General features: G+C 36.1%; 9 protein-coding genes and 3 pseudogenes. 9 read left to right on the top strand and 3 right to left on the bottom strand.

All coding sequences use genetic code 11. The annotated features are described in order from the left end of the window. The first annotated feature begins 2 nt into the window (after nt 1–2). From ACFFIX_RS25890 to ACFFIX_RS25870, 5 genes and pseudogenes are all read left to right on the top strand, one after another. On the top strand, nt 3–920 hold the full coding sequence (locus ACFFIX_RS25890; RefSeq protein WP_378939284.1) for a DMT family transporter: 918 nt from the start codon (nt 3–5) through the stop codon (nt 918–920). A gap of 180 nt (nt 921–1,100) precedes the next feature. Next, nucleotides 1,101–1,711, top strand: a pseudogene (locus ACFFIX_RS25885) (FMN-binding negative transcriptional regulator). Between the two features lie 552 nt (nt 1,712–2,263). Next, nucleotides 2,264–2,769, top strand: a pseudogene (locus tag ACFFIX_RS25880) (ATP-binding protein); the annotation flags it as partial. Nucleotides 2,770–2,958: 189 nt separating this feature from the next. After that, nucleotides 2,959–3,705, top strand: coding sequence for an ABC transporter ATP-binding protein (locus tag ACFFIX_RS25875; RefSeq protein ID WP_378939282.1), 747 nt, complete (start codon nt 2,959–2,961; stop codon nt 3,703–3,705). Further along, nucleotides 3,702–5,663, top strand: coding sequence for an ABC transporter permease (locus tag ACFFIX_RS25870; protein WP_378939280.1), 1,962 nt, complete (start codon nt 3,702–3,704; stop codon nt 5,661–5,663). The genes ACFFIX_RS25875 and ACFFIX_RS25870 overlap by 4 nt, the downstream gene beginning before the upstream one ends. A 5-nt stretch (nt 5,664–5,668) precedes the next feature. On the opposite strand, the gene ACFFIX_RS25865 is transcribed toward ACFFIX_RS25870, so the two are convergent. Both ACFFIX_RS25865 and ACFFIX_RS25860 read right to left on the bottom strand, forming a co-directional pair. Beyond that, the gene (locus ACFFIX_RS25865) at nt 5,669–6,664 is read right to left on the bottom strand and encodes a sensor histidine kinase (protein WP_378939279.1); all 996 of its coding nucleotides are present in this window, start codon (nt 6,662–6,664) and stop codon (nt 5,669–5,671) included. Then, nucleotides 6,661–7,335, bottom strand: coding sequence for a response regulator transcription factor (locus ACFFIX_RS25860; RefSeq protein WP_378939277.1), 675 nt, complete (start codon nt 7,333–7,335; stop codon nt 6,661–6,663). The genes ACFFIX_RS25865 and ACFFIX_RS25860 overlap by 4 nt, the downstream gene beginning before the upstream one ends. A 336-nt stretch (nt 7,336–7,671) precedes the next feature. On the opposite strand from ACFFIX_RS25860, the gene ACFFIX_RS25855 reads away from it, so the two are divergent. The 3 genes and pseudogenes from ACFFIX_RS25855 to ACFFIX_RS25845 all read left to right on the top strand — a co-directional run bounded on the left by ACFFIX_RS25855 (nt 7,672) and on the right by ACFFIX_RS25845 (nt 10,107). Beyond that, nucleotides 7,672–8,163 carry a DUF4871 domain-containing protein gene (locus tag ACFFIX_RS25855; RefSeq protein WP_378939275.1) on the top strand — a complete coding sequence of 164 codons (492 nt, stop codon included), beginning with the start codon at nt 7,672–7,674 and terminating at the stop codon, nt 8,161–8,163. 457 nt (nt 8,164–8,620) lie between these two features. Continuing rightward, nucleotides 8,621–9,658 (top strand): annotated as a pseudogene (locus tag ACFFIX_RS25850) (serine hydrolase domain-containing protein). Between the two features lie 35 nt (nt 9,659–9,693). After that, complete coding sequence (locus ACFFIX_RS25845; protein ID WP_378939274.1) at nt 9,694–10,107, top strand: GNAT family N-acetyltransferase; 414 nt, start codon at nt 9,694–9,696, stop codon at nt 10,105–10,107. Nucleotides 10,108–10,366: 259 nt separating this feature from the next. On the opposite strand, the gene ACFFIX_RS25840 is transcribed toward ACFFIX_RS25845, so the two are convergent. Next, nucleotides 10,367–10,996 (bottom strand): homoserine/threonine efflux transporter, encoded by a 630-nt coding sequence (locus tag ACFFIX_RS25840; protein WP_378939272.1) that lies wholly within the window; start codon nt 10,994–10,996, stop codon nt 10,367–10,369. 141 nt (nt 10,997–11,137) lie between these two features. Between ACFFIX_RS25840 and ACFFIX_RS25835 the strand changes: the two genes are divergently transcribed. After that, nucleotides 11,138–11,965 carry a TrmB family transcriptional regulator gene (locus tag ACFFIX_RS25835; protein ID WP_378939271.1) on the top strand — a complete coding sequence of 276 codons (828 nt, stop codon included), beginning with the start codon at nt 11,138–11,140 and terminating at the stop codon, nt 11,963–11,965. The last annotated feature ends 227 nt before the right edge of the window (nt 11,966–12,192 follow it).

Below are 12,192 nucleotides of genomic sequence, written 5' to 3'. Positions count from 1 at the left end.
AGATGCAGAGAGAAACCAGAGAGAAATTTGGATTATTGTTAGGATTAGTAGGTGTCATTTGTTTTAGCTTAACACTCCCTGCTACAAGTATTGCAGTAGAGTATTTTGGGACTACGGTCGTCGGTTTAGGAAGAACAGTTGTTGCTGCTATTTTAGTAGCTGTGGTATTGATCGTTCGAAAAGAAAAACTACCTTCTCCAGGCCAATTCAAAAGTCTACTTATTGTTGCTGTTGGTGCAGTTTTAGGATTTCCTCTCCTCACTTCTTGGGCAATGGATTCCTTGCCTGTTTCTCATGGAGCTGTGGAATTAGCCCTGTTACCGTTAGCAACAGCCGGATTTGCTATATTTAGAGCAGGTGAAATCCCTTCTCTCAAATTCTGGATTTCAAGTATAATCGGCTCTTTAGCTGTCATTATGTATGCACTTCATCTTGGATTCGGTCAATTGCAATTTGCCGATTTAGCTTTACTAACAGCAGTGATTATACTGGGACTTAGTTACGCAGAAGGGGGGAAATTAGCGAAAGAATTAGGTAGCTGGCAAGTGATTGCTTGGGCAATTATGATCGGTGCTCCATTTTTCATTATTCCAGTTGGGCTAAACCTTACAACTGAAATGCTCCATGCCCCAATACATGCTTGGGTTAGTTTTATTTATCTCGCAGTGGTTAGTCAATTTCTAGCATATGTTGCTTGGTATAGCGGAATGGCTATGGGCGGAATAGCAAGAGTTAGTCAGATTCAATACTTACAACCATTTTTGATGATTCTATTTGCAACAGTATTTCTAGATGAATCCATCACATTTTTCACTCTTGTAATAGCAGTGATTGTTGTCTTTTCTGTTATATTAGGCAAAAATGCTCACATTTCAAAAAAGGAGCTGTATCAGAGAAAAACTAACTGCATATTCAATTGAGATAATTATATAATTAAATATGAAATGGGTTGAATCGTATGGCATATAGCTTATGGAACGACCGAATTGTATTAGATGAAGCAGTTGTCATGAATAAAGAGGATTGTGGTTAAAAAACAGTTATCTTATAGAGAAATTATAAATTTAATGATAAGAAAAGATTCTAAGAGGAGAAAAAACATGTATATTCCTGGACATTTTAAAATTAAAGACGAAACACTTGCCTTCGACATTATAAAGGAACATAGTTTTGCGACTCTTTTTTCTCAACATAATGGAATGCCTTTTGCGACTCATTTACCGTTAATTTTGAACAAGGATAATTCATACTTATATGGACATTTGCTCGTCCTAATCCTCAGTGGAAAGATATCAAAAATCAAACCGTCTTAGCTATTTTTCATGGTCCACATTGTTATATTTCCCCATCTTGGTATGAGACGAATAAAGCAGTACCAACTTGGAATTATGTGACCGTTCATGTTTACGGAGAAGTCAAACTGCAAGAGGATGAACATGAATTAATGAGCTCCCTACATGATATGGTATCGAAGTACGAAGCTCCTGACAGTTCATACAGTTTGCAAGATGTAGATGCTGAGTTTCTCGCTGGTATGAACAAAGGAGTTCAAGGATTCAAAATAAAAATTAACAAAATAGAAGGGAAAGCAAAGTTAAGTCAAAACCATCCATTGCAGAGACAAGAGTTAATTGTTAATCAGTTGGAACAGATTCCAAATACAGATGAGCAACAGATTTCATTATTAATGAAATCAAACCTAAAAAAATAACGTTGAATGTTACTGCACTAACGGGAGTGTTGATCCAATAAATTTTAACGCTCTTTTTGTTGAACTTCTTTTAGATCAATTCGGTGACGGAGTATATGAGGTAATAAAAGTTTATGAGAGAGAAGTGTTTACATTAAACACTTAAGTGTGCAGGGGGACGGTTCTCTTGCTTCTCCTAAAAGTGGAAGGAAGCATAAGAACAGTCCCTTTGATTCACTTTATTTTCAGTGTTTCCATTATTTCACTCTATATATTTCATATTCTAATAAATCTAACTTGCTAGTCCATCTAAATCCAGAAAGTTCTGGTAACAGGTCTCTATGATGACCCCAATTAAGGATATGTATGTTTTGTAGTTCAATATCTGGGAGAGAGGATATACTTCTAGAATTATAGGCTGGTTTGTGAACATAAATTAATAATCGTTCTGCAAGATCTATTTCTTTAGACCATGTTTTTTCTGATGGATTATGTGAGCCATGTAATCTACCAACATATATTTTGGTATTTTTTGAATCATTTGTGTCTAGCCAGTTCTCTTGTCGAAGATAATTAGTAAACAATATCTGCAATAACTATACTGACAAGATTGGGCGAATTAAAGAGAGAGAGGTTCGATCTTGGGACAATTCTATGCAGTATATGTATCGGGTGCTGAGCGACCAAGAGATCCCCAATAATGCTGGTGTTGCGATAGAGTTTAAAATTCCTCATACCTCTAGAAGAGTGGATTTCCTTATTTCTGGTTCTGATCAAGATTCTCGTCAATCTGTGGTGATTGTAGAGCTAAAGCAGTGGGGGAGCATTGAGAAGATTGAAGGTAAAGAGGTTGTTGTTAGAACGGCGATGAACAAAGGGATGGTCGAGACCACTCATCCATCCTATCAAGCCTGGTCATATCATATGCTGCCTTGATTAAAGATTATAATGTGAGCGCACAGGAAGAGGGCTTGGGGCTTTATCCTTGTGCCTATTTACATAACTATCTTAATTTAGGTGATAATGATCCTTTAACTGATCCTATTTATGATTATTACATCAAACAAGCTCCTGTTTTTTCGGTAGATATTGACTGGTCTTTTTAAATTTGATGAAAAATCAACACTTATCGCTAACAGAACCAAAACTAATAAGAAAATGATCGATTCTTCACTCAACATGACAAAAATGTCACTTTAGATGTTGTTATATCGATGGTTGGCGGGTAAATTAGTCGGTATAGTATGGTGGTGAAGGAGGTCGAAACAATGACTAAAATTATACAAACAAAGAACTTATCAAAATCTTACGGAAAAACACAAGTCTTAAAAAGTATTGATTTGACAATTGAACAAGGGGAATTCACCGCGATTATGGGGCCATCTGGCTCTGGGAAAACGACATTAATGAATACACTCTCAACGATTGACACCTTTAATGGAGGGGATGTTTGGATCGAGGGAAAATCGCTGTTAGATTTGAAAAAGAAATCCTTACGAGAATTCCGCCAAAAACGCATGGGATTTATTTTTCAAGATTACAACTTACTGGATACATTAACGGTGAAAGAAAATATCCTGCTGCCGCTCTCGTTACAAAAAACACCTGTCGCGGAAATGGAGCAGCGATTAGCGAAATTGATTAAAGCGTTAAATATTGAATCGATTTTACATCAATATCCGTCTGAAATTTCCGGTGGGCAAAAACAGCGCACGGCCGCAGCACGGGCGCTCATTACCAATCCAGCGATTGTGTTTGCTGATGAGCCGACGGGTGCGCTTGATTCCCGATCTGCTACCCAGCTGCTAGAACAAATTCAATTGCTCAATAAAACATTTAAGACAACAGTTCTGATGATTACCCATGATTCGTATGCAGCAAGCTACTGCCAGCGCGTGGTTTTTCTTCGTGACGGAAAAATCGTCAATGAAATGTTTAAAGGAGAGCAAACGGAAAAAGAATTTTTCGATCGCATATTAACGATTCAAAGTGCTTTAGGGGTTGACCAGCGATGAACTTAGTTGATTTATCATGGAGGAATATGAAGCGGAACTTCCGTTTGTATACCATATATTTCATTTCCATGCTTGTCGGGGTTGTCATTTACTTTACCTTTTCCGGTTTAACGTTTAACGAGGACGTAGTTGCAGCCATTCAAAATAAAGAAAACTACAAAATGGTTATTTCCATTGCCTCGGTTATCGTCTTTTTGTTTATTGTGTTCTTTATTTTGTACGCGAACTCCTTTTTCATGAAGCAGCGAAGAAAAGAATTTGGTATGTATTTACTTTACGGGATGAAAGAAAGACAAGTTGCCACAATGGTCTTTTTTGAAACGTTATTCTTGAGCGCCATTTCTGTATCCAGCGGTATCTTAATCGGTGGACTACTATCGAAATTTTTCGGTATGGTATTAATGAACTTAATGAACTACAATGACGACATTTCTTTTGCTTTTCCACTTGAAGCAATCCTCTCAACAATTCTGTTATTCGCTTTATTAATCGGCATTATTACGATTCAAAGTTATTTTAACGTCCGTCGTGTGCAGTTAGTTGAATTGTTTCATGCAAAAGAAAAAATGGACAAACCGTTTAAATTTTCTTTTGGCTTGGCACTATTGTCGATCATACTGATTATAGGATCCTATTACACGATTACTCTTTCGGGAGATACAGACATATGGAAAGAGCATAAAAAGGAAACATTAATTGCGACAACAGTGGCATTGATTGTTGGAACTTATTTATTTTTCCGCCAGTTTTCCGGTTGGGTTTTACAAAAAATGAGTTATAGTAAAAATTATTTGATTGGTAACAAAATGTTATGGATTTCCTCCCTGCGTTTTTCGATTCGAGGAAATACAATAAACTTTACGTTTAATTCACTGATTAGTGCTGTTATTATCTTTGCGGTTGGATTTATTGCAGTAGATTACGCCGTGAAAGCTGACGTTGTAAAAAAAGAATATCCAAACCATTTTGCCTTTTCGACGCAAGATGACGAAACACAAAAACAAATTGAACAAATAATGAATGACTCACATCCCATTATTGGTCATGAAACCATTACGGGAATTCAATCAGAGAAAATCCCTAATCGGAAAACATTTTTTAGCTATCCCGAATATTACACAGAGGAGTTTTACCTTTTCCCTGAGTCACAATTAAATGCGATTGTCGATTTACGTGGAGTGGGTGAAAAAGTAGATTTAGAAGGGGAAGAAGCCATTGTTCTAACAAGAGGATTAGATGAACCAACAAAATATAAAAGTCCTCTGCCTGAATTGACCGTTTTAGCAGACCATACATTTCGTGTAGTCGAAAAAATACGATACCCGTTGTTAAGTGTCCCAACGAGTCCGAGTGAAGAGTCAACCGGTCCGCAACCTTCTGGACTCGTGATTTCAGACGAAGCATTTGCGTCTTTAAAAGAAAATCATACCCTTTCTTCCTATGAAATATATCAAATCAAAGATCCGAATATAGCCAATGACGTATCACGAAAAATATACGATATCGTGATGAAAACAGAAGGATCCTATTATTCAGCCTATGTAGATTCGTATTCACTTAATACGGAGTCGTCATCTTTAGTATTGTTCTCCGTTGCGTTTTTTGAGGTCATAGCCTTGTTTGCATTAGGAAGTGTCATTTACTTTAAACAGCTGCGCGAAGCGACAGAAGAGCGAGAACACTACGCAATTCTACGAAAAATGGGAGTTGACGATAAAGAAATAAAAAAGATTATTCGGAAGCAATTGCTGTTCGTATTTTTACCGCCACTCATACTTGGATTGGTACACAGTTGGTATCTTTTATACTACGCCGTCATCCTAATCATAAAAGATTTACCTTCCTTAACGACGATTATTTTTTCTGTCATGGGATTATATGTGTTAACGTATGTAATTTTCTACGTATCATCAACATCTATTTACTACAAAATAATAAGCGGAAAAAATACACGGTGAGTTCATTACTCATCGTGTTTTTTTTGAAGCATTAAATACGGATCGCTATCTAGCGGGAAGTGAATGATAAATTGGGTGAACTTCCTCACTTCCGACGTACAACTAATGTAATGTCCTAGTTTGTTACTTAACTGTTGGGCTAAATATAAACCCATTCCGGTCGACTTCGCATGCGTGCGTCCCGTTTCTCCGGTAAACCCACGATTAAAAATTCGCGGAAGGTCTTTTTGGCTGATCCCAATCCCACTGTCCCGAATCAACAACTGTTTTTCTTGCGGGGTTTCGAATGCTGAAATGGTAATCTCCCCGCCATGTTCTGTATATTTTAAACTATTTGTCAATAACTGATTGACGATAAACTGCAGCCATTTAGGATCACTTTGAACCGCAAGTGATTCTACTTGCATGTCAATGCGGATTTTTTTTGAAAAAAAGGTTTTCGAATGAGACTTAACGATCTCTTTCGAAATCTGGATAATGTCACAATTTTGAATATCGTAATCCTGGTTAAAGCTATCGAGCTTGGCGTAATAGAGAGCTTGATCGACGTAATTTTCAATCTTCGTGATCTCTTCCCTTAAACTACCCGAGTCCATATCGGTTTGCTGCAGTAAGCGAAGAACCGCAATCGGTGTTTTTATCTCATGGAACCAGGAGACGATAAAATCATAATGCTCATTCTGCCTGTCATGAATCCGATTCATTTCACGGATATGCTGCTTTTTTAGCTCATCGATGTGCTCTTTAGCGAATTCTCCTTCCAGCGACAAACTATCGTAATCCTCACTTTTCATTTGTCGGATCACACTTACATTTTGCTGGTAGCGAAATAATAAAAATCCGAGAAACACAAGCGAAGATAGCGCTAAGGCATAGAAGAATGTCCCCCATGTCCAGCTACCATTGCTTTCGGTAAAAAATACCGCGGCCGAGATCAGGAAACTCGCTAAATACAGGTAAATATAAGTCTTTTCATAGGTTAGATAGCGCAAGAAGGTCATTCGATCAAATACCCCATTCCTTTCCGGGTGACAATGAACTCCTCCAGTCCAAGCGTAGCAATTTTCCTGCGCATCCGGTTCACGTTCACGGTCAATGTGTTATCATCAACGAACTCTTCCTCATTCCATAGTGCCTGCATTAAGTCCTCGCGCGAAATAATTTTCCCGATATTCCGCATCATCAATTGTAAAAGGATGAATTCATTCCGGCTTAACTCAAGTAGCCGCCCTTTATATTCAATTGTTGAATTGGTTACATTTAATTTCAAGCCCTGATGGATGAATCTAATGTTCTCATCTTCCTGATAGGTATATTTCCGGCGGATGAGCGCACTGATTTTCGCGACAAGGATATCCAAATCAAATGGCTTTTGGATAAAATCATCCCCACCCATATTAATCGCCATAATGATATCCATATTCTGATTTCTGGATGAAAGGAATATAATCGGCACCTTGGAAACCGAGCGTATTTGCTGGCACCAGTAGTATCCATCAAAAACCGGAAGATTGATATCTAAAAGAACGAGGTGTGGATCTGTCTGCTCAAATTCCGTAAGCACCTGGTCAAATTGGGTCACTTCCACCACATCATACTGCCACTTTTTCAACGTATCAGCGACAATCCGTCTAATTTTTTCATCGTCCTCAATCATCATTATTCTATACATGAAATCCCTCATCATTGTAAAAATGGTCACTACATTTATTTTAGCACAATCTTTGGGGGATTTTTATACTAGGACTGACCGCCATGACGTTCTATACTGGGAAGCCCTCAAGATTAACCAAGGAGTAGTAAGCACAATTGAAACGGAATTACGTTCTTTCTTTGTGTATTGAGGCGCTTTTCAGGAATAAAAGTGCAGTCAACATACAGTAAAACGATCTTCCGCAATCGGGCCAGATTATCGAACAATACTTTTAAAAAAATCAGGAGAAGTAGTATAAAACTGGTATTATTAACTTTATAAGGATATTATATTTTGTTTTAGGGGGATGATTTTTTGAAAATAAAATCTATGGTATTTATTTTCTTAAGTATGCTTTTTTTGGTTGTAGGTTGCTCAACAAATGAAGCAGTTGAAAGTAAGTTGACTTTGCCTGAAGATACACCTGATTTTGTCCAAGAAAGTGATTTTAGAAATATCAATTGGGAAAGTAAAGCTGTAGAATTCGGCGATAAAGGTATCATTGGAAATGAAAATAAGTCAGGTGTTATTGGTGCTGATATGCCAAGTTTAAATACTCAAAAGTGGATGTGGCATCTTTGGGGAGTTAAAAATGTTGAATTAACCGTAGTCGGTTTTCATAGAGAAACAGGAACAATTCATCAAATTCTAATAGATGGTTGGACAAAAGATGCTCATACCCCAAATAATGGCGCAGATGCACATACACCTTCTTCGGTGAAAATACCAAAGCCCGGAGAATGGGCAATATTACTTTATACTGACGGAAAACTATTCGATAAATTGGTTTATAAAATTAATGAATAATGAGTATGCTTTATTAATTTTTTTCATAAGCGTGTGCGGCGTTCGTACAAGTAAGAAACAGTACAGAAGTATTGTTCTTGTATATTAAGATCTTCCAGAATCGGGCGCGATTGTGGAGAAACACAGATAGAAAAAATAATTCAATTGAATATATTAAGAGCATGTTTTGATTAATCTTTTTTTCAAAACACGCTCTTTCTTTTTGTTCGTTTATCAAGGTTATTAAAAATGATTTGATCAATCATTATTCCGAAGCTACAAAAGTTGAATGTGCAAAATAGCACTTAAAAAAGCACAAATTTCCTCCTAAAGTGACAAAATAAAAAAGAGATCGTGAATTAATGTACTTAAGCTAACGATGCAGTTTAATTAAACATAAATAAGTTATCTAAATATATATTACAGAACATATATTCGTGTTATATTTCTATTAATGTTACTAAATTAGGGGGATTATATGAAATTAAAAAATATAAACATTCAAGAACGTATGAAGCATTATAATGTACAAGGTTTAAGCGTTACATTAATTGATAATGGTCAAATCAGTGTTACAGAAAATTACGGTTTTCTAGAGGCAGGAAGCGATAAAAATGTAAATAAAGATTCTATTTTCAGTGCATGCTCAATTAGTAAATTCCTTACAGGAATGATAGTGATGAAGTTAACAGAACAAGGTCTTATTGATTTAGATGAGGATGTAAACAAAAGACTTGTATCGTGGAAAGCACCTGATAATGATTTAACTAAAAATAAAACAGTTACATTACGAAACTTGCTTAGTCATCAATCTGGGATTTTAGACCCTGAAGATAGTTTTGCTGAACTTAATTCAATTATAGGGATTCCTTCGATGGTTGAGCTATTAGAGAGGAAAACTCTTTATTGTAAAAATTCTATCGAATTGAAGTATGAACCTGAAAGTCAATTTCACTATTCAGATGCAGGCTTTTGTATCATTCAGCAACTAATAGAAGATGTGACTGAAAAACCATTTCAGCAAGTTGTGAACGATCTAATATTTAAACCATTAAAAATGGAAAACAGCACATTAGACATGACAATATTAGAAACGAAAAGAGAAGAATTTTCCTGTGGTCATAACAAAAACGGCGAATTAGTATAAGGAAAATATCCTATATATCCTTACCCAGCTGCTTCTGGACTATGGACAACTTCTTTAGATCTAGCACAGTTGGTCCTTGAATTAATAAATGCACTAAAAGGGGAAAGTAAGATTGGATTTTCTGCAAGTAAAGCAAAAGAAATGATCACTCCACAGGGAGGAAGATCGTGGACTGGGCTTGGTGTATTTCTAGAGGGTTCGGAAAAAGAACTTGAAATTACATCACTTGGTTGGGGAGTAGGTTTTCAATGTATGATGGTGACTTTCCCAAATTTAGAGAAAGGTGCGGTCATCATGACAAATGCAGAATTGGGTGTTCATCAAATGGAGGGGATTATAGGAGAAATATATAAATCTCTTATGTCTTAAAGAAACGATAGTTTTGTTAAAGGGGGGTGAGAAGGATGCAGATAGCATTAGCCGATATAACCCATGCACCTCAAGTCGTATCTTTCTTCAAAAAAAATTTAGATCGTAATAATAGTGCGGTTTATTCTGAAGAGTTTTTATGCCCTCTCGGAATTAAAGCAGCGATAAGAAGAAAACAAATGATTGTGGCGATAGTCGAGGGTCAAGTAGTAGGAGCTTTTCGATTTTACAGAAAAAAAACATCCAATAGCATTTCGCTATATCAATTCGCTATAAATGAGGTTTATCGTGGTCAAGGGGTGTTAAAAAAGATGTTAAAAACTATAAATGAATTACCAATCCTTGCGTTATGTCCGATCGAATCAAAATTCAATGAATACTTTTACAAGTCAGGTTGGCATCTACAAGAACAAAATGTAGAATTTAGAGTCTGGGCTTTTAACGACTAAAAACATTGGAAAAGTGTCATTATGAGAGATTTACCCATTAGGCGGTAAATATGTTATGTCTTCTTCAACTATTGGGCCAGATTGTTAAATAACATGTTAGATTGTATAGTGAAGTTTGTGAGGAAATGTACTTAAACTAAAGGGATGTTAGTTAAACAAGTATGTTAGTTGCACTTTAGAAACATATGAGGATAAAAAGAAAAAACCGTTCAATTTTTTTGAACGGATAAAATCAAATTAGGTGTTTTAGTAAATGAATTTAAATACTTGTTTTTATGCCAAAACCTACTAAAATTAAGCCAGTTGATTTTTGGAATGCTTTCTGGTATTTGGAGTTGTTCAACCATTTTTTTGCGTAATCAATTAGATAAACAAGAAATAGAAACCACAATACAGCGAGTAAGGTTAGTATAAAGGCTAATATAATCAATTGCTGATTTACATTTCCGTTCAAATTGATAAATTGCGGCATGATTGTTATATAAACTAAAACAGTCTTTGGATTAAGAATATTACTAAATAACGCTTGCATAAAGGAATCTTTATTATGCCGATTTGAATACTTCGTAGGAGTATTTGCTTGAGCTTGAATTTCTTTTAAAGAAAAGAGATTTTTAGAAAAAAAGCTTTTTATCCCTAAATAAATTAAGTAGGCTGCTCCCAAATATTTGATTGTACTGAAAAGAATCACAGACTTTGCAATAACAACAGATAATCCAAGAATAGCAATAAGCGTCCAAAAAGAAAGTCCCGTTGCCATTCCGAGAACCGTATAACGTCCAGCCTTTGGACCATAACTAAGCGTGTTTTTCATCAGGAGCATAGTATCTGCTCCTGGTATAATAACCATCATTGCAGCTATTGAGATATATGTTAGTAAGCTATCCATACTATTTCTCCCTTCTCTTTTATATAGTGACTACTTAAGTAACTACTTATTTAAGTATATCAGATGCTCTTGGAAAAAATCAACAGACTCTGCTAAAATATCAGTTACAAAGGTAGCGACTAAAGTTGTGTTGGAGGGTTTATGAAACAAATAATTTTAGAAACATTAAAAAATCTAAATTTTACCGAATATGAAGCGAAAGCATATCTTGCCTTATTGGAAGAATCGCCATTAACTGGTTATGCCGTAGCAAAAAGTTCTGGAGTACCGCGTTCAAGAATATATGAAATTCTGGACAGTCTCGCCATGCGAGGAGATATTCTGGTTAGTCCTGGAAACACGCCACAGTATACTCCTGTTCCTGCAAAGGAGCTAATTAAGAACCGTCGAATGAAAGCAGAAGAGAATTTTGAACTGGCAGAAAAATCATTAGCAGAGTTTGTACGTTCTGTAAATGAACGTGGAAATATCTGGAATATCACAGGACGCAATGAAATACTTGATAAGGTAAAAGCTTGTATATTATCTGCTAAAAAAAGAATTCTCTTAGAGGTTTGGAAAGAGGAATTCGATGAATTGGAATCTGAACTAAGACAGGCAGTAAAAAGAGGGGTCAATGTAACGATTATTGCTTATGGGGAAATCGTCTCTGATTTTGCTAATGTTTACCTCCATTATATGGGTGATGAAATTACAGAAGAGTATGGTGGGCGATGGATTGTTATAAGTGGAGATGATTCAGAAGTAGTAGCAGGTATTGTCTCGCTTGGTGAAGACAGCCGTGCAGCATGGACTATGCATGTAGGTTTAGTAATGCCCATTACAGAAGTCATGATTCATGATTTGTATCTCATGGAAATTATGGAGAAACACAGAGAACTTTTAGAGGAAAGTTTTGGGGAGAACCTTGTCCATTTACGTCATAAATTTTCTATCCATCCAGATTTTAAAAAACATTATGTCAAATAGATTTGTACTATTTTTGTCTGTTTTATAAAAAAAAGAAAAAAAGCATTACTTCATAGTAAATAATGCTTCTTAATCTTCCGCAAAACGGGCGCTATCCTGTAACAAGGATCAGCGTCTAATTTTCACTCTTGGGCCATTTAATGGTGCGAAACGTTTCTAACCTAACTTGGGAATGGTCACATTACCCAGATAAAAGTTAGACAATTCCTTCAGGAATTGAAGGGTTA

Origin of the sequence: Metabacillus herbersteinensis, assembly GCF_042433335.1 — a bacterium.
Lineage (GTDB): Bacteria > Bacillota > Bacilli > Bacillales > Bacillaceae > Metabacillus > Metabacillus herbersteinensis.
Note: the sequence above shows the minus strand (reverse complement) of the source record. Positions and strands in the feature narration are given on the sequence as shown.

Coding starts and splice junctions, on each gene's coding strand:
- ACFFIX_RS25890 (WP_378939284.1), top strand. CDS start 3: ATGCAGAGAGAAACCAGAGAGAAATTTGGATTATTGTTAGGATTAGTA.
- ACFFIX_RS25875 (WP_378939282.1), top strand. CDS start 2,959: ATGACTAAAATTATACAAACAAAGAACTTATCAAAATCTTACGGAAAA.
- ACFFIX_RS25870 (WP_378939280.1), top strand. CDS start 3,702: ATGAACTTAGTTGATTTATCATGGAGGAATATGAAGCGGAACTTCCGT.
- ACFFIX_RS25865 (WP_378939279.1), bottom strand. CDS start 6,664: ATGACCTTCTTGCGCTATCTAACCTATGAAAAGACTTATATTTACCTG.
- ACFFIX_RS25860 (WP_378939277.1), bottom strand. CDS start 7,335: ATGTATAGAATAATGATGATTGAGGACGATGAAAAAATTAGACGGATT.
- ACFFIX_RS25845 (WP_378939274.1), top strand. CDS start 9,694: ATGCAGATAGCATTAGCCGATATAACCCATGCACCTCAAGTCGTATCT.
- ACFFIX_RS25840 (WP_378939272.1), bottom strand. CDS start 10,996: ATGGATAGCTTACTAACATATATCTCAATAGCTGCAATGATGGTTATT.
- ACFFIX_RS25835 (WP_378939271.1), top strand. CDS start 11,138: ATGAAACAAATAATTTTAGAAACATTAAAAAATCTAAATTTTACCGAA.